Genomic DNA, 16,255 nt, shown 5'->3' with positions numbered 1-16,255 from the left:
GTGTCGACATGATCGAGTGGAGCGACTTCGGAACCGGTTCCCGGCCGGTGCCCCAGCCGGTGGCGACGCCGTTGATCTGGGCGGGAGCCTTCTCCGGAGCGCTCCTCCTGGTGGCCGTCCTCAACACGACGATAGGCATGGACCGCCCTCTCCTGGTCCTCCTGGCCCTTTCGATCCTCGCCGCGCTCCTCGGCCTCTGCGCCCGTTTCACCGCCGCCCCCGGCACCGCCGCCCTCTGCTGGCTCTTCCTCAACGGCTTCGCCATCCCCCCGGCCGGCACCCTGACCTGGATGGTCTCCCGCGACGCCCTGTGGCTGGCCTGCCTGCTGGGAGCGGCGCTGCTGGGGACGACGTTGGCGCGGGTGGTGGACGCGCGAGCGGCGTACCGGAGGGTGTCGGGGGGCTGGGAGGACTGAGGGGCGGACTCACCGAGACGCTCCGACTGTCACCGAACCGCTCCGACTCGGCGCCCCCTCGACGTTGTTTCACGTGAAACCGTCGTTTCACGTGAAACATGCCGCTGGGGCCGGGAGTTGAGAAGTCCCGGCCCCAGCGCTGCGCCTCGCTCAGCTCTGCTTCTTCCCCCGAGCCTCTTCCTCCTCCGCCTCCTTCGCCTGGACCTCCGGGTCGAGGCCGGTGCCGTCGACGGAGGTGAGGGGGGCGGGGGAGACGGGGACCTCGGTCGCGGCGGGGGGTTCCACGAGCCAGTCGGGGTTGGCCTGGCGGTCCCACCAGCGCCAGGCCGCGTAGGCGCCGCCCGCGAGGAGGCCGAGGACGGCAACGCCCTTGACCGCGCGGCCGACGCGGGCGCGACGGCGGTTCGCGCGGACGAGGCGGTCGATCTGCTCGGGGGTCACCTGGCCACGCAGGGCCGCGAGAGCGGCGGCACCCCGAGAGGCGGCCTCCTCACGGACCGGCGCGGCGGCGGCGACCGCCTGCTCGATACGGGGGCGTGAGTAGTCGGCGGCCTGCCGGGAGTACTCCGCGGCCTGCCGGGCGGCGATCCTGGTGCGGAGCGCCGCCTCGTGGGCCGCGAGGTCCACCTTCGGCGGGACATGCGTCAGGGCCTGTTCGAGTCGCGGGGCGAGATGGGCGTCGTACTGCACACGAGCCTGTTCGGCGGCCTGGGACACCTTAGGCGCGAGCCGTACCCGGGCCTCCTGCGCGTAGTGCGCCGCCCTCTCCCTCGCCGTATCGGCGTAGGGCGCCACCACTTCCGCGGCGTGCAGCACGCTGTCCTTCGCCGAGCCGGTCGCGGCGCGCACGCTGTCGATGCGGGTCACGGGTTCCTCCTCCTCGGTGGCGTACGTTCTATCGCTGTTCGTCGGCTGTCCACCCACTTGCGGATCATGCCTGTTCCGGCCCTGCCGGGCATGCGGGGACGGGCATACGGGTACCGGTCGGACACATCGCCGACAATGCCACGGAACGCCTCCCGGCGCTGCCCCGCGTGCGGATACCGCGCAGTAAACAGGCGTCAGGCGACGCGGCCGGGGTACCCGTGCGAGGATCGGGGGGTTAAGCAGGAAGTCGACGAAAGGCGCCCTCAGTGGCCGAGAAGCTCTACGCCACCCTCAAGACCAACCACGGCGACATCGAGATCGAGCTGTTCCCGAACCACGCGCCGAAGACGGTCGAGAACTTCACCGGGCTCGCGACGGGTGAGCGCGAGTGGGTCGACCCGAGCACGGGCCAGAAGCGCGCGGACAGCCTCTACGCGGGCACCGTCTTCCACCGCGTCATCTCCGGGTTCATGATCCAGGGCGGCGACCCGCTGGGCAACGGCACCGGTGGTCCGGGCTACCGCTTCGCGGACGAGTTCCACCCCGAGCTGAAGTTCAGCGAGCCCTACCTGCTGGCCATGGCCAACGCCGGCCCCGGCACCAACGGCTCCCAGTTCTTCATCACCGTGGGCCCGACCCCGCACCTGAACAACCGCCACACCATCTTCGGCAAGGTCACCAAGGGCACCGAGGTCGTCGACGCGATCGCCAAGACGCCGACCGGCCGCAACGACCGCCCGGTCAACGACGTCGTCATCGAGAGCGTCGTCGTCGAGAAGCGCTGACCGCTCCCCCAAGAGGGGCGGCCACCGCTCCTCCGGGAACCAATTGCCCCGCTCATCCGTAGGGAAGAGCGGGGCAATGCGCTGCATACGACCCGTTCAGTACCTGTTGAGACCCGTTCCGTAGCTGCTTAGGGGTATCCCGTGGACCAGGCGCGAGACGGCCGGCCGGAGGCGTCCGGGCTGGCCGGTTGTTACCGTCACCCCGACCGCGAGACCGGCGTGCGCTGCACCCGTTGCGAGCGCCCGATCTGCCCGCAGTGCATGGTCAGCGCGTCGGTGGGCTTCCAGTGCCCGGAGTGCGTGAGTGGGGGCACCTCCCGCTCGAAGAGTGGGGGAGGGTCGGGGACCGGACACGCGCCGGACGCGAACCGGCCGCGCACGATCGCGGGCGGCAGCATCGCCGGGGACCCTCAGTTGGTCACGAAGATCCTGCTCGGGATCATCGCGGTCGTGTTCCTCGCCCAGCAGACGGTCGGCGGCTTCACCGACCGGTTCGAACTGGTCGGCCGCATGCTCTACCCGGCGATCAGCTGGACCGATGTGCAGGGCGTCGCCGAGGGCCAGTGGTACCGGCTGCTGACCTCGATGTTCCTGCACGGCAGCATCCTCCACATCCTCTCCAACGGGCTGAGCCTGTGGTGGATCGGCGGCCCGCTGGAGGCGGCCCTCGGCCGGGCCCGCTACCTCGCGCTGTTCTTCGTCTCGGGACTGGCCGGCTCCGCGCTCACGTATCTGCTGGCCGACCCCGGCCAGGCGTCCCTCGGTGCCTCCGGCGCGATCTTCGGCGTCTTCGGCGCCATGGCCGTCCTCATGCGCCGCCAGCGCTACGACATGCGCCCCATGATCGCCATCCTGGTGATCAACCTCGTCATCACGTTCGGCTGGAGCGGCATCGCCTGGCAGGCCCACGTGGGCGGTCTCGTCGCCGGGGTTCTCATCGGCGCGGCGATGGTCTACGCGCCCCGGGAGCGCCGGGCGCTGATCCAGTTCGGCACCTGTGCACTAGTGCTCGCCGCAGTCGTGATCGTGACCCTCTTGAGGACCTCTCAGCTCACCTGAGCACAGAGTTGTCCACAGTCTGTAGCACAGCCTGTGCATCCTGTGGACGAACGGGTTCGCCCCCTGCATCCGACCGGCGTTTACGCAGGTCAGGCAGGGGGCGAAGGTGTTTTCGAGGGGTTGTGGGTTCGTCGTACCGGCGTCAACGTCCTGGGAGTTATCCACAGATCGTCGTTCTTTTTCCCCACCGTGTGGACAACGAGCCCTGGCCTGTGGATAACTCCACGAACAGCCCTGGGGAAAACTACCCGCGAACCGTCACTTCCACTGGGTGGAGACACCGAACCCGGCCGCGATGAAGCCGAACCCGACGACGATGTTCCAGTTGCCCAACGCGTCGAGGGGGAGGTCCCCGTCGGTCACGTAGAAGAGGACGATCCAGGCCAGCCCGATCAGGAACAGCGCAAGCATGACCGGCGCCACCCAGCCCCGGCTGTTCAGCTTGATCGCGGTCGCCTGCTTCGCCGCCGGCGGCGTGTAGTCGGCCTTCTTACGGATGCGTGACTTCGGCACGAGGGTCTCTCCTGCTGGCAAGGGGACACTGAGCGCTCCCCCGGGCGTCGGTTAGCGTAGTGCTTCCACGGCGCCGAAGGAGATAACGGTACGTTGAGCAATTCTGCCGACTCCCCAGGTAACGGTTCAACGGGTGCCGCACCCACGCGTCCCGCTCGTTCCCGCCGAGTCCCTCCCATGAGGGTGCTCACCGTCGGAGTCTTCGCCCTCGCCGGTCTGATCTTCTTCACCAGTTTCGACACCGCCAAGGGCACCGACATCCGCACGGACGCCTCCCTGCTGCGCCTCTCCGACCTGATCCAGCAGCGCAGCCACAAGAACGGCGTGCTGGACGAGTCCAACGCCGGCCTGCGCCGCCAGGTCGAGGAACTCGCCGAGTCCGACTCCGGCCGCTCCACCACCGAGGACCGCAAGCTCGCCGCCCTGGAACGGGGCGCCGGCACCCAGGAGATCAAGGGCAAGGCCCTCACCGTCACGCTCAACGACGCCCCGCCGAACGCCACCGCCAAACTCCCCGGCTACCCCGAACCCCAGCCCGACTACCTGGTCATCCACCAGCAGGACCTCCAGGCCGTCGTCAACGCGCTCTGGCAGGGCGGCGCCGAGGGCATCAAGGTGATGGACCAGCGCCTGATCTCCACCAGCGCCGTCCGCTGCGTCGGCAACACCCTGATCCTCCAGGGCCGCGTCTACTCGCCGCCCTACAAGATCCAGGCGGTCGGCGACCCCCAGAAGCTCAAGAACGCCCTCGCGGCGTCCAAGGCCATCCAGAACTACATGGTGTACGTCGACGTCTACGGCCTCGGCTGGAAAGTCACCGACGACGGCACGGTGACGCTGCCCGGTTACTCGGGCACAGTGGATCTGCACTACGCCGAGCCTGTGGAGTAACCGGGGGGTCCCGTGTCCTTACGGGGGATCGTCAGGACCGTCAGTGAACTGTGCATCACCGGGGGAGCGGTGATCGTCCTGTTCGTCGTCTACGTCCTGTACTGGACCGGCGTACAGGCGGATCGGGACATGACAGCGCAGGTCCAGCGACTCGAAAGCCGCTGGCAGAAACCTCAGCCGGTCGCACCGAAAGCGAAGACCTATGAGAAGGGGCAGCCCTTCGCCGTCATGTACATCCCCCGGCTCGGTTTCACGTGGAACAAGCCGATCTTGGAAGGCACCGCCGTCGGCACCCTGAAGAAAGGGCTCGGCCACTACGCCGGGACGGCCACTCTCGGCGGCCCCGGCAACTTCGCCGTCGCCGGACACCGCCGCACCTACGGCGACCCCTTCAAGGACTTCCCCGAGCTGCGGCGCGGCGACGCCGTCGTGCTCAGCGACGGGACGACCTGGTTCACGTATCGGATCGACAAAGGGCCCTACAAAACCGTCCCCACCGACGTTGAGGTGATTTCCCCTGTGCCACGTAAATCGGGGTACACGGCGCCGGGCCGCTACCTCACGCTGACCACGTGCGATCCGGAGTGGGGCCACAGCCACCGGCTCGTCGTGTGGGCACACCTGGACTCCACGACGCCTGTGGACGAAGGCAGACCCCCGGCGCTGCGCCGTTAGTCTGGTGCGGTACGGCGTGAGTCTGGTGCCGTGGTACGACGGAAGGGACGGCATGTACGGCTGGATCTGGCGGCATCTGCCAGGCAATGCGTGGCTCAAGGCACTGATCTCGATCGTGCTGGTCCTCGCTGTCGTCTACGTCCTCTTCCAGTACGTCTTCCCGTGGGCCGAACCGCTGCTTCCCTTCAACGATGTGACGGTGGACAACCAGTGAGCGCGCGCATTCTCGTCGTCGACAACTACGACAGCTTCGTCTTCAACCTGGTCCAGTACCTGTACCAGCTGGGTGCCGAGTGCGAGGTTCTGCGCAACGACGAGGTCTCCACGGCCCACGCGCAGGACGGCTTCGACGGCGTCCTCCTGTCGCCCGGCCCCGGTACCCCCGAGGAGGCCGGCGTCTGCATCGAGATGGTCCGGCACTGCGCCGCGACCGGCGTCCCCGTCTTCGGCGTCTGCCTCGGCATGCAGTCCATGCAGGTCGCGTACGGCGGTGTCGTCGACCGCGCGCCCGAGCTGCTGCACGGCAAGACGTCCCTGGTCGAACACACCGGCAAGGGCGTCTTCGCGGGCCTGCCCTCGCCGTTCACCGCGACCCGCTACCACTCCCTCGCGGCGATGCCGACGACCGTCCCGGCCGAGCTGGAGGTCACCGCCCGCACCGAGGACGGCATCATCATGGGCCTGCGCCACCGGGAACTCCCCGTCGAAGGCGTCCAGTTCCACCCCGAGTCCGTCCTCACCGAGCACGGCCACCGGATGCTCGCCAACTGGCTCACCGAGTGCGGCGACCAGGGCGCGGTCGCGAGATCGGCCGGGCTCGCGCCGGTCGTGGGCAGGGCCACCGCGTGACCGCCCTGCGCCCCGAGCGCGAAGGGTCGTACGGGTCCTACGGTGGCGACGACGAGACCATGGCCCTGCGGATACCCGAGCCGCCCCAGGGTGGTGACCCCATATCCGCGTCTGCGGGCACGGCCGCCACCTCCGGCGCTCTCGTGCCCTACGGCGGACGCGCGGCCCGCAGAAAGGCCGCCAAGGGCCGCCGTGGACGTGTCGTCGCCGCACCGGCGGAGGAGTCGCGGCCCCTGTCCCCGGGCTCGCCCCCGCTCTCCCGCGTCGAGGCCCGGCGCCAGGCCAAGGCGCGCAAGCCCAGCCCCGCCGTCGTCGCGAGCCGGGCGCTCGGTGAAATGTTCATCACCACCGGCGTCCTCATGCTCCTGTTCGTCGGCTACCAGCTCTGGTGGACCAACGTCCGCGCCCACGCGCAGGCCGGCAGCGAGGCCAACCAGCTCCAGAAGGACTGGGCCAGCGGCAAAGGGGCGCCCGGCACGTTCTCCGCGGGCCAGGGGTTCGCCCTCCTCCACATCCCCAAGCTGGACGTCGTCGTCCCCATCGCCGAAGGCGTCAGCAACAAGAAGGTCCTCGACAAGGGGATGGTCGGGCACTACGGCGAGGGCACCCTCGCCACCCCGATGCCGGACGCCAAGACCGGGAATTTCGGGCTCGCCGGACACCGCAACACCCACGGCGAACCGTTCCGGTACATCAACCGTTTGCAGCCGGGTGACGCGATCGTCGTAGAGACCCAGGACGACTATTTCGTCTACAAGATGGCCTCCATCCTGCCGGTCACCTCGCCCAGCAATACCAGCGTTCTCGACGCCGTTCCGCCCGGCTCCGGGTTCACCGGACCCGGCCGCTACATCACCCTGACGACCTGTACGCCGGAGTTCACCAGTAAGTACAGGTTGATCGTCTGGGGCAAGATGGTCGAGGAACGGCCGCGCAGCAAGGGAAAGCCGGATGCGCTCGTCGAGTAGGGGTTTGAAGACGTGACAGCGACGACCGACGGGACGACCACCCAGCACGCCGGCTCACCCGCGCCCAGCCGCAAGGGCGGGCGCCTCGCGGCGGCCGTCAGCGTCCTCGGGGAACTCCTCATCACCGCCGGTCTCGTCCTCGGGCTCTTCGTCGCGTACTCCCTCTGGTGGACCAACGTCATCGCCGACCGCGAAGCCGCCCGCCAGGGCGACAAGGTCCGCGACAACTGGTCCAAGCCGGCCGGCCCCGGCGCCCTCGACACGAAGGACGGCATCGGCTTCCTCCACGTCCCCGCCATGAAGAACGGCGAGGTGTTGGTGGAGAAGGGCACGTCTTCGGACGTGTTGAACGAAGGCGTCGCCGGCTACTACACCGACCCCGTCTCGGCCACCCTCCCCACCTCCGGCAAACAGGGCAACTTCACCCTCGCCGCCCACCGCGACGGCCACGGCGCCAAGTTCCACAACATCGACAAACTCAAGGACGGCGACCCGATCGTCTTCGAGACCCGCGACACGTGGTTCGTCTACAAGGTCTTCTCCGTCCTCCCCGAGACGTCCAAGTACAACGTCAAGGTCCTCTCCCAGATCCCCAAGGAGTCCGGGACGGAGAAGGCGGGCCACTACATCACGCTGACGACTTGTACGCCGGTGTATACGAGCCGGTACCGGTATGTGGTGTGGGGGGAGCTGGTCCGCACGGAGAAGGTGGACTCTAAGCGGACGCCGCCGAAGGAACTGGCGTAACTGAGCTCCTTGAAGGAGCTCAGTTCCTGTGGACAACTTCTCGGCGAGAGTGACGAGCTGTCACTCTCGCCGATCAGCGTGAGAGCCTTCGCTGCCTTGCCAGGTGGTGCCGTAGCCGCGTCTCGACACCCGCCACGTCCGTCCGCAGAGCTATCAGCTCCCTGCGATGCTCACCAGACGTCTCGATCAGCGCGTTGAACATCGGGACGACGGTCTTGCCGAGGATGTGGATGATGCGCTCGTCGATCCGGTTATCCACAAGCTGGTCGATGGACTCGGAGGGCCTGTGGACAGAGTTATCCACAGGCTGAGTGCGGACCATGTACTCCATGTCCAGGAGATACACACGTACCTGACGTGCGGTTTCGCTGTCCCGCAGCAGCATGGCGACGTTGAGGACGGCTCGGCGGGGGAAGAGGGCGAGGTAGCTTGTGCGCATCTGGATCCCACAGAGGTCCTTAAAGGACCTCAGTGATGTACCTGTCAAAACGCGGTAGCCGCTGGCCTCCAGCTCGGTTCGGTGATCCTTCACGAGAGACCTGATGGCCTCCACGCCCACCCCGAAGTACTCCGCCACCATCCCCGTCGTCACATGCACCCCATCCGGCAGCAACGACAACACCTTGACCCGCTCCAACACCTCCGTCCGCTCCGCCACACTCTCCCGCAGCGACTTGGACTCCAACAGCACGGTTTCGTTGATCATGTCCTACAAACGAACGAACGTGTACGAAGACACGGTCGACATACGAACCGACGTACGAAAAAGCCCCGGCCCCCCGAAAGGGGAACCGGGGCTGAAAGCGCTACCGCGCGTCAGTCCTCCTGGCGGAACGACGTCCCCGTCAGCCCACCGAAGATGTTGCTGCCGCCCCCACCCCCGCCCCCGTTGTTGTTACCCCCGCCGTTGTCATTGATGTTCCCCCCGGCGAAGAGGGTGACGTTCGAGCCCGGCTGGACGTTGGAGCCGGGCCCCGGGTTGGAGTTGAAGACGCGGGCGTTGTCGTCCTGGGAGCCGACGACGTTGACCTGGAGCCCGAGGTTGGAGAGGGCCTGCTTGGCGTCCCGCAGGGAGAGGCTGGTGAGGTTCTGCGGAACCTGGACCTGCGTGGCCTTCCCGACCTGGATGTTGATGGTCGTGCCCTTGTCGACGGGGTTCCCGATGCTCGGGTTGGTCGAGATGACCTTCCCGACCTGGTTCTGGTCCTGCGTGTCGACGGCGGAACAGTCCCCGGCCTTCAGATTGTTCTGCTGGATCCGCGCCTTGGCGTCGTCACAGCTCAGCCCGGACACATCGGGAACCGTCACCTTCTCCGCGGGCTTGGCGATGGTGAGGGTGATGGTCGACCCCTTCTCCACCTCGGCACCGAGCTCAGGATCCTGCTTCAGGACCTTGCCCTCGTCCTCGTCGGACACCTGCGTCTTGGTCTTGACGGTGAACCCGTACTTGTCGCCCTCAAGGAGCTTCGTGGCCTCGTCCACGTCGTCACCGAGGACACTCGGCACGACCACCTTCGGCGCCCCCGTCGAGATGACAAGCTTGACCGTCGTCTGCTTGTCGACGCTCGTCCCCGCGACGGGATCCTGTGAACAGACCTTCCCGGTCTCCATGTTCTCGCAGGGTTTTTTCTCGGCGACCGTCACCTTGAGGTCGCCGTTGAGAGCAGTCTGCTCCGCCTGCTGCTGCGTCTGGCCGACGAACGACGGCACGGGGGTCGTGTCGTTCCCGACACCCTTCCCGTTCGTCACGTACCACCCGATGAGCACAGCCCCCACCAGCACCAGCACAGCGGCGAGCGCCAGCACGATCGTCGACGTGTTCGACTTCTTCTGCTGACGACGCCGAGCCGGCCGGTCGTCGTACCCGAAGCCCCCGTCGTCCGGAGACATCGGCGGCAGCATGGTGGTGGCACCGCCGTCGGAGCGCAGCGCGGTCGTCGCCTGGTCGTCCCCGTACCCGCCGTACCCGACCGACCCGAACGCGGCGGTGGCCTGGACGGGCTGCCCGTCGAGGCACGCCTCGATGTCGGCGCGCATCTGATCGGCCGACTGGTAGCGGTAGTTGGGGTCCTTGACGAGCGCCTTGAGGACGATGGCGTCCATCTCCGGAGTGATCTCCGGATCGAAGACGGACGGCGGCTGCGGCTCCTCGCGGACGTGCTGGTAGGCGACCGCGACGGGGGAGTCACCGACGAACGGGGGCCGTACGGTGAGCAGCTCGTACAGCAGGCACCCCGTCGAGTACAGGTCGGACCGCGCGTCGACCTGCTCCCCCTTCGCCTGCTCCGGCGAGAGGTACTGGGCGGTGCCGATGACCGCGGAGGTCTGCGTCATCGTCATCCCGGAATCACCCATCGCACGGGCGATACCGAAGTCCATGACCTTGACCTGGCCGGTGCGCGTCAGCATGACGTTCGCCGGCTTGATGTCCCGGTGGACGATGCCGCTGCGGTGCGCGTACTCCAGTCCCTGGAGGATGCCGACGGTCATCTCCATCGAGCGCTCGGGCAGCAACTTGCGCCCGGAGTGCAGGAGTTCGCGGAGCGTGGAGCCGTCCACGTACTCCATGACGATGTACGGGATCGAGACACCGTCGAGGTAGTCCTCACCCGTGTCGTAGACCGCCACGATCGCGGGATGGTTGAGCGAGGCGGCCGACTGGGCCTCCCGGCGGAACCTGGCCTGGAAGGAAGGGTCGCGCGCGAGGTCCACGCGCAGCGTCTTCACCGCCACGGTGCGGCCAAGGCGGGTGTCATGGGCGAGGTAGACCTCAGCCATGCCACCACGTCCGAGCACCTGGCCCAGCTCGTACCGGCCGCCTAGGCGACGCGGCTCTTCCATGTCTGCTACCAGCCCTCTCCGTCGGTCTCGGCCCACAGGCGCGAGGCTGCCGTCCGGGCATACGCTACCCGGATCGCTCTGTGTGACCTGGCCATGCCTGTGACTCGATACAGGACCGGTATCGCAACGTGCACCGATGCGCGGATTACGTGAGCGGGGTCACTTCTTGTTTCCGATGACTGCTTGCATGACGGCCTTGGCGACCGGCGCGGCCAGACCGCCACCGCTGATGTCCTCACGGACGGCGGAACCGTCCTCGACGACCACGGCCACGGCCACCGGCGAGGAGCCGTCGGCCAGTTTGGCGTAGGAGATGAACCAGGCGTACGGCTTCTCGCTGTTGTTCAGACCGTGCTGGGCGGTACCCGTCTTGCCGCCGACGGTGATGCCGTCGATCTGGGCGTTCTTCCCGGTGCCGTCCTTGACGACCGTCTCCATCATCGCCTGGAGCTTCTGCGCGGTGGCGGAGGAGACCGCCTGGGAGAGCTCCTTGGGGTCGGTGGTCTCCAGCGTGTCGAGGTTGGGGGACTTGAGCGAGTCCACCATGTAGGGCCGCATCAGCTTGCCGTCGTTGGCGACAGCCGCCGCGACCATCGCCATCTGGAGCGGGGTGGCCCGGTTGGAGCCCTGCCCGATGCCGTCGAGCGCGTTCTGCGGCCGGTTGTCCTTGGGGTAGACGGACTCGGCCGCACGGACCGGGATGTCCAGCTTGCCCTCGTTGAAACCGAACTTCTCCGCCTGCTGGATCATCTTCTCGTTGCCGACGTTGTCGGACATCTTCGCGAAGACGGTGTTGCAGGAGACCATCAGCGCGTACCGCAGATTGGCGTTCTCGCAGTCACCGTGCTCGTTGCCGAGGTCGGTCCCGGACTGCGGCAGCCGGTACGGGTCCGGGGTGTCGGTCTTGTCGTCGATCCCGGAGACGACGTTGTTCTCCAGCGCCGCCGCGGCCGTCACGACCTTGAACGTCGACCCGGGCGGGTACGTCTCGCGCAGCGCCCGGTTCAGCATCGGGTCGTCGGGGTCGTTCTTCTTCTGGACGGCGACCCATCCCTCGGTGTCGGCGTCGGTGTTCCCGGCGAACTTCGAGGGGTCGTACGACGGTGTCGAGACCAGCGCCAGGACCTTGCCGGTCGTCGGGTCGATCGCGGCGGCGGCGCCCTTCTTGCCCTTGAGCCCCTCGTACGCGGCCTTCTGCGCGGCGGCGTTCAGCGTGGTGACGACGCTGCCGCCGGCGCGCTGCTTGCCGGTGAGCATGTCGAGGGTGTTGCGGAAGAACAGCCGGTCGTCGGTCCCGGACAGGACGCTGTCCTCGATGTTCTCCAGGAAGTTGGAGCCGAACGCCTGGGACGAGAACCCGGTGACCGGCGCCCACATCGCGCCGTCCTTCCAGACCCGCTTGTACTTGTAGTCGCCCTTGGTCTCCACCGACCCGGTGATCTCTTTGCCGTCGACGATGATGTTGCCGCGCGGGATCGAGTACCGGGTGATCGGCACGCGCCGGTTCTTGTCGTCGGTGGCCAGCTCGTTCGCCTTGACGTACTGGAGCCAGTTCCCCCGCACCAGCAGGGCGAGGATCAGCAGACCGCAGAAGATCGCGACGCGGCGCAGGGGTTTGTTCATGAGGGGCGGACCACCTGGGTCATCTCGGCGTCGGGGTTCGGGGCGGGGGCCGGGGCCGGGCGGCGGGCCGTGTCGCTGATGCGGATGAGGATGCCGATCAGCGCCCAGTTGGCGATCACGGAGGAACCGCCGAACGCCAGGAACGGCATGGTCATACCGGTCAGCGGGATCAGCCCCATGACACCGCCGGCGACGACGAACACCTGGAGGGCGAACGCGCCGGACAGCCCGATGGCGAGGAGCTTGCCGAAGGGGTCGCGGGCTGCGAGGGCGGTACGGATACCGCGCTCGACGATCAGGCCGTAGATCAGGAGCAGCGCCATCAGGCCGGCCAGGCCCAGTTCCTCGCCGAAGGTGGCGAGGATGAAGTCGGAGTTGGCCGCGAACTTGATCAGCTCGGAGTGGCCCTGCCCCCAGCCGGTGCCGAGGGTGCCACCGGAGCCGAACGCCCAGAGGGCTTGCATGGCCTGCTCGGAGTGCAGGACGCCGTCCTTGACGCCGGCCTGGCTCAGCTTGTACTCGTTCAGCGGGTCGAGCCACGCCTGGACACGGGTCTGGATGTGCGACTCGAAGCTCGCGACGCCGACCGCGCCGACCGCCGACATCAGCAGACCGAAGACGATCCAGCTCGTCCGCTCGGTCGCGACGTACAGCATGATCACGAACATGCCGAAGAACAGCAGCGAGGTACCGAGGTCGGTCTCGAAGACCAGGATGAGGATCGAGATGAACCAGACCACGAGGATCGGCCCGAGGTCGCGCCCACGCGGCAGGTAGAGCCCGAGGAACCGGCGGCTCGCGAGGGCCAGCGCGTCCCGCTTCACCATCAGGTACCCGGCGAAGAAGATCGCAAGCACGATCTTCGCGAACTCACCGGGCTGGATGGAGAACCCGGCGACCGAGATCCAGATCTTGGCGCCGTAGACGTCCAGTCCGAGGCCGGGGACCAGCGGCAGCAGCAGGAGCACGATCGCGCCGGCCATGGAGATGTAGGTGTAGCGCTGGAGGACCCGGTGGTCCTTGAGGAAGATCAGCACGACGATGAAGAAGGCGATGCCCAGCGCCGTGTACATCAACTGCCGGGGCGAGGCGGTGCCCGCCTGGTGGGCCCGCTGGAGGAACTTCGACTGGTCCAGTCGCCAGATGGCGACCAGCCCCAGTCCGTTCAGCAGCGTCGCCAGCGGCAGCAGCAGCGGGTCCGCGTAGGGCGCGAACTTGCGGACGACGAGATGGGCGATCCCGGCCAGCAGACCGAGCCCCAGGCCGTAGGCGAGCAGCCCCGCCGGTACCTGCTCGTTGATGGCGAGTCCCACGTTGGCGTAGGCGAACACCGGGATCAGGACGGCGAACACCAGCAGTCCCAGCTCGGTGTTGCGTCTGCTCGGCGCTCCGATGGCACCGATCGTGGACGTGTGGTTCGTCGGTGTGTTGGTAGTACTGCTCATCGTGTGACGGGGCCTCTCACGGCGTGCCTGCCGTTGGCCGTACGGCTGCTACTGCTTGCCGCACAGCGAGACGACCCGCTCCTCCTCCTGAGAGAAACTCGGCCCGGGACTCGGACTGGCCGCCTGCGTGGCCGTCGGTGACGGGGACGGGGACGTGCTCGGGTTCGAACTCGTCGAGGCCGAGGGTTTCGGCGACGGCTTGGACGCGGACGAGGACGATCCGGTTCCCGAACTCCCGTCCTGCGCCTGCTTCTTGCACGCGGACGCCTGGACGGACAGCTCGTCGAGTTTCTTCTGCGCGCCTTGCAGGCTGGACGCCGGGATGGTCTCCTCGACCTGCTTCTGCTGGTACTGCGGGAGGTACTTGAGTTCGATCTCGGGGTGGTCCTTCTCGACCTCCGAGAGCGACACCCACGCCAGGTCCTGGCTGATCCCCCGGTACAGCGCGAGGTGCTCCCCCTTGGCGCCGACGTAGTACTGGGTCTGCGTCCACCGCCACCCGCCGTACAGCCCGCCGCCGACGACGGCCAGGGTCAGCGCGCTGTAGAGGGTGACCTTGAGCCACTTACGGCCCTTGCGGGGCTTGACGAAGTCGTCCTCGGAGTAGTCCCCGAACCCGCCCGCCGGGATGTATCCCGTGACGTCCCCGGAGCCGGGGGGCCCGAACTCGCCGCCGCCGGGGTTCGCGCGGTGCCGGCCGAGGCTCGCGGCGCGTCCCGCCGGGGTCTCCATGATGCCGTTGTCGTGCAGGTGGGTCTGGTTCTCGGCGACCGCGCCGACGACCACGGGGGTGTCGTACAGCTGGCCCGCGAGGGTGTCGCCGGTGTCGAGGTCGAGGACGTCCGCGACGATCACGGTGATGTTGTCGGGACCGCCGCCGCGCAGCGCGAACTGGATGAGCTCCTGGACGGTCTCCTGGGGGCCCTGGTAGCTGGCGAGGGTCTCTTCCAGGGTCTGGTGGGAGACGACGCCGGAGAGGCCGTCGGAGCAGATCAGATACCGGTCGCCCGCCCTGACTTCGCGGATCGAGAGGTCGGGCTCGACGTGCTCGGCGCTGCCGAGGGCGCGCATCAGGAGGGAGCGCTGCGGGTGCGTCGTCGCCTCCTCCTCGGTGATCCGGCCCTCGTCGACGAGGCGCTGGACCCAGGTGTGGTCCTGCGTGATCTGCGTGAGGACGCCGTCGCGCAGCAGGTAGGCGCGGGAGTCGCCGACGTGCACGAGGCCGAGGCGCTGGCCGGTCCACAGCAGGGCCGTCAGCGTCGTCCCCATGCCTTCGAGCTGGGGGTCCTCGTCGACCAGGGAGCGCAGTTGGTCGTTGGCGCGCTGGACGGCGTTGGCGAGGGAGGTGAGGACGTCGGAGCCGGGGATGTCCTCGTCGAGCGCGACGATCGTGGAGATCGCCTCGGAGGAGGCGACCTCGCCGGCGGCGGCGCCGCCCATGCCGTCCGCGATGGCGAGCAGCCGGGGGCCGGCGTATCCGGAGTCCTCGTTGCCCTCGCGGATCATGCCTTTGTGCGAGCCGGCGGCGAAGCGCAGGGACAGACTCATGCGCACCTCACCCCCCGGCTCCGCATGCAGCCGGTCGTGTCGAGCCACACTGCCCACCCTCCGGTCGAGAGCGCGCCGGAGGCCGGTGTGCCGGCTCGCCCCGCGTGCTCGCTCCGCTCGCGCTCATTCATGATGCAGCACTACTTCCGCAGCTCGATGACGGTCTTGCCGATGCGGATGGGGGCGCCCAGCGGGATCGGCGTCGGGGTCGTCAGCCGCGTTCGGTCGAGGTAGGTGCCGTTGGTGGAGTTCAGGTCCTCGACGATCCAGTTGCCGTCGCGGTCCGGGTAGATCCTGGCATGGCGGCTGGAGGCGTAGTCGTCGTCCAGCACGATCGTCGAGTCGTGGGCGCGGCCGAGCGTGATGGTCTGGCCCTGGAGAGCGACCGTCGTGCCGGTGAGGGTGCCCTCGGAGACGACCAGCTTCGTCGGGGCGTTACGGCCCCGGCGGCCCCCGGAGGAGGGCTGCTGGCGCTGCTGCGGGGGCGCGGCGGCCTGCTGCTGGCGCTGGTTCTGGCCCGCGCCCCGGTTTTCACCGCGCCGGGAGCCGCGCTGCGAGCCGCGCTGGGTGACGCGCGTACCGAACAGGTCGCTGCGGATGACCTGTACGGCCACGATCACGAACAGCCACAGTACGGCCAGGAAACCCAGCCGCATGACCGTCAGGGTCAGCTCTGACATTGCCCCCGCTTCACCCTTCGGCTTGCCTATAGATAACGGTGGTGCTGCCCACGACGATCCGCGAGCCGTCGCGGAGCGTAGCGCGGGTGGTGTGCTGTCCGTCCACCACGATGCCGTTCGTGGACCCGAGGTCCTGGACGGTCGAGGGCGAACCGGTACGGATCTCGCAGTGCCGGCGGGAGACGCCGGGGTCGTCGATGCGCACGTCGGCGTCGGTGGAGCGGCCGAGGACGAGGGTCAGGCCGGAGATCTGGTGGCGGGCGCCGTTGATCTCGATCCAGTGCCGGGCGCGGGAGCCGGGCGCGGGGGCTCCGGCGAGGCCACCGCCCTGGCCGGCCTGTCCGGGGG

The 16,255-nt window shown here is 68.2% G+C and carries 18 protein-coding genes; 9 read left to right on the top strand and 9 right to left on the bottom strand.

Annotated elements, in window-relative coordinates; translation table 11 throughout:
• Positions 1-8 precede the first annotated feature (8 nt).
• The gene (locus tag ACVNF4_RS06680; RefSeq protein WP_461801739.1) at positions 9-416 is read left to right on the top strand and encodes a hypothetical protein; all 408 of its coding nucleotides are present in this window, start codon (positions 9-11) and stop codon (positions 414-416) included.
• 150 nt (positions 417-566) lie between these two features.
• Here the strand turns inward: ACVNF4_RS06680 and ACVNF4_RS06675 are convergent, their stop codons facing one another.
• On the bottom strand, positions 567-1,283 hold the full coding sequence (locus ACVNF4_RS06675) for a DUF5324 family protein (RefSeq protein ID WP_461801738.1): 717 nt from the start codon (positions 1,281-1,283) through the stop codon (positions 567-569).
• Between the two features lie 266 nt (positions 1,284-1,549).
• On the opposite strand from ACVNF4_RS06675, the gene ACVNF4_RS06670 reads away from it, so the two are divergent.
• Positions 1,550-2,068 (top strand): peptidylprolyl isomerase, encoded by a 519-nt coding sequence (locus ACVNF4_RS06670; RefSeq protein ID WP_461801737.1) that lies wholly within the window; start codon positions 1,550-1,552, stop codon positions 2,066-2,068.
• A 141-nt stretch (positions 2,069-2,209) separates the two neighbouring features.
• Positions 2,210-3,127, top strand: a complete 918-nt coding sequence (locus ACVNF4_RS06665) for a rhomboid family intramembrane serine protease (RefSeq protein ID WP_461801736.1) — start codon at positions 2,210-2,212, stop codon at positions 3,125-3,127.
• A gap of 258 nt (positions 3,128-3,385) precedes the next feature.
• Here the strand turns inward: ACVNF4_RS06665 and crgA are convergent, their stop codons facing one another.
• The gene (crgA, locus tag ACVNF4_RS06660) at positions 3,386-3,640 is read right to left on the bottom strand and encodes a cell division protein CrgA (protein WP_461801735.1); all 255 of its coding nucleotides are present in this window, start codon (positions 3,638-3,640) and stop codon (positions 3,386-3,388) included.
• Between the two features lie 93 nt (positions 3,641-3,733).
• Here crgA and ACVNF4_RS06655 point away from each other — a divergent pair, with 93 nt between their 5' ends.
• From ACVNF4_RS06655 to ACVNF4_RS06630, 6 genes are read left to right on the top strand one after another with little or no spacing between them, the layout of a single operon-like run.
• Positions 3,734-4,531: a DUF881 domain-containing protein gene (locus tag ACVNF4_RS06655; protein ID WP_461801734.1), complete on the top strand. Its 798-nt coding sequence runs from the start codon at positions 3,734-3,736 to the stop codon at positions 4,529-4,531.
• Positions 4,532-4,543: 12 nt separating this feature from the next.
• Positions 4,544-5,206 carry a class E sortase gene (locus tag ACVNF4_RS06650; RefSeq protein ID WP_461801733.1) on the top strand — a complete coding sequence of 221 codons (663 nt, stop codon included), beginning with the start codon at positions 4,544-4,546 and terminating at the stop codon, positions 5,204-5,206.
• A 16-nt stretch (positions 5,207-5,222) separates the two neighbouring features.
• Positions 5,223-5,420, top strand: coding sequence for a hypothetical protein (locus ACVNF4_RS06645; RefSeq protein ID WP_187753147.1), 198 nt, complete (start codon positions 5,223-5,225; stop codon positions 5,418-5,420).
• Positions 5,417-6,055 (top strand): aminodeoxychorismate/anthranilate synthase component II, encoded by a 639-nt coding sequence (locus ACVNF4_RS06640; protein WP_461801732.1) that lies wholly within the window; start codon positions 5,417-5,419, stop codon positions 6,053-6,055. The genes ACVNF4_RS06645 and ACVNF4_RS06640 overlap by 4 nt, the downstream gene beginning before the upstream one ends.
• Positions 6,052-7,023, top strand: a complete 972-nt coding sequence (locus tag ACVNF4_RS06635) for a class E sortase (protein WP_461801731.1) — start codon at positions 6,052-6,054, stop codon at positions 7,021-7,023. The genes ACVNF4_RS06640 and ACVNF4_RS06635 overlap by 4 nt, the downstream gene beginning before the upstream one ends.
• Positions 7,024-7,035: 12 nt before the next feature.
• A complete protein-coding gene (locus ACVNF4_RS06630; RefSeq protein WP_461801730.1) occupies positions 7,036-7,770 on the top strand; it encodes a class E sortase in 735 nt (244 codons plus the stop codon).
• Between the two features lie 73 nt (positions 7,771-7,843).
• Here ACVNF4_RS06630 and ACVNF4_RS06625 read toward each other — a convergent pair whose 3' ends face one another.
• The 7 genes from ACVNF4_RS06625 to ACVNF4_RS06595 form a co-directional block, all read right to left on the bottom strand.
• Complete coding sequence (locus ACVNF4_RS06625; RefSeq protein WP_461801729.1) at positions 7,844-8,476, bottom strand: restriction endonuclease; 633 nt, start codon at positions 8,474-8,476, stop codon at positions 7,844-7,846.
• Positions 8,477-8,586: 110 nt separating this feature from the next.
• Entirely contained in the window at positions 8,587-10,611 is a 2,025-nt protein-coding gene (pknB, locus tag ACVNF4_RS06620) for a Stk1 family PASTA domain-containing Ser/Thr kinase (RefSeq protein WP_461801728.1), read from the bottom strand.
• Positions 10,612-10,770: 159 nt separating this feature from the next.
• Positions 10,771-12,234, bottom strand: coding sequence for a penicillin-binding transpeptidase domain-containing protein (locus tag ACVNF4_RS06615; RefSeq protein ID WP_461801727.1), 1,464 nt, complete (start codon positions 12,232-12,234; stop codon positions 10,771-10,773).
• On the bottom strand, positions 12,231-13,679 hold the full coding sequence (locus ACVNF4_RS06610; protein WP_461801726.1) for an FtsW/RodA/SpoVE family cell cycle protein: 1,449 nt from the start codon (positions 13,677-13,679) through the stop codon (positions 12,231-12,233). The genes ACVNF4_RS06615 and ACVNF4_RS06610 overlap by 4 nt, the downstream gene beginning before the upstream one ends.
• Before the next feature lie 48 nt (positions 13,680-13,727).
• On the bottom strand, positions 13,728-15,227 hold the full coding sequence (locus tag ACVNF4_RS06605) for a Stp1/IreP family PP2C-type Ser/Thr phosphatase (protein ID WP_461801725.1): 1,500 nt from the start codon (positions 15,225-15,227) through the stop codon (positions 13,728-13,730).
• 140 nt (positions 15,228-15,367) lie between these two features.
• The gene (locus ACVNF4_RS06600) at positions 15,368-15,907 is read right to left on the bottom strand and encodes an FHA domain-containing protein FhaB/FipA (RefSeq protein WP_461801724.1); all 540 of its coding nucleotides are present in this window, start codon (positions 15,905-15,907) and stop codon (positions 15,368-15,370) included.
• Between the two features lie 10 nt (positions 15,908-15,917).
• The coding region (locus ACVNF4_RS06595) for an FHA domain-containing protein (protein WP_461801723.1) at positions 15,918-16,255 on the bottom strand (338 nt) is incomplete at its 5' end.

The organism is Streptomyces sp. S6, assembly GCF_054880855.1.
Note: the sequence above shows the minus strand (reverse complement) of the source record. Positions and strands in the feature narration are given on the sequence as shown.

Excerpts from the sequence above, each read along its gene's own strand:
- ACVNF4_RS06610 (WP_461801726.1), bottom strand. The coding sequence starts at position 13,679 with ATGAGCAGTACTACCAACACACCGACGAACCACACGTCCACGATCGGT.
- ACVNF4_RS06625 (WP_461801729.1), bottom strand. The coding sequence starts at position 8,476 with ATGATCAACGAAACCGTGCTGTTGGAGTCCAAGTCGCTGCGGGAGAGT.
- ACVNF4_RS06600 (WP_461801724.1), bottom strand. The coding sequence starts at position 15,907 with ATGTCAGAGCTGACCCTGACGGTCATGCGGCTGGGTTTCCTGGCCGTA.
- pknB (WP_461801728.1), bottom strand. The coding sequence starts at position 10,611 with ATGGAAGAGCCGCGTCGCCTAGGCGGCCGGTACGAGCTGGGCCAGGTG.
- ACVNF4_RS06615 (WP_461801727.1), bottom strand. The coding sequence starts at position 12,234 with ATGAACAAACCCCTGCGCCGCGTCGCGATCTTCTGCGGTCTGCTGATC.
- ACVNF4_RS06680 (WP_461801739.1), top strand. The coding sequence starts at position 9 with ATGATCGAGTGGAGCGACTTCGGAACCGGTTCCCGGCCGGTGCCCCAG.
- ACVNF4_RS06605 (WP_461801725.1), bottom strand. The coding sequence starts at position 15,227 with ATGAGTCTGTCCCTGCGCTTCGCCGCCGGCTCGCACAAAGGCATGATC.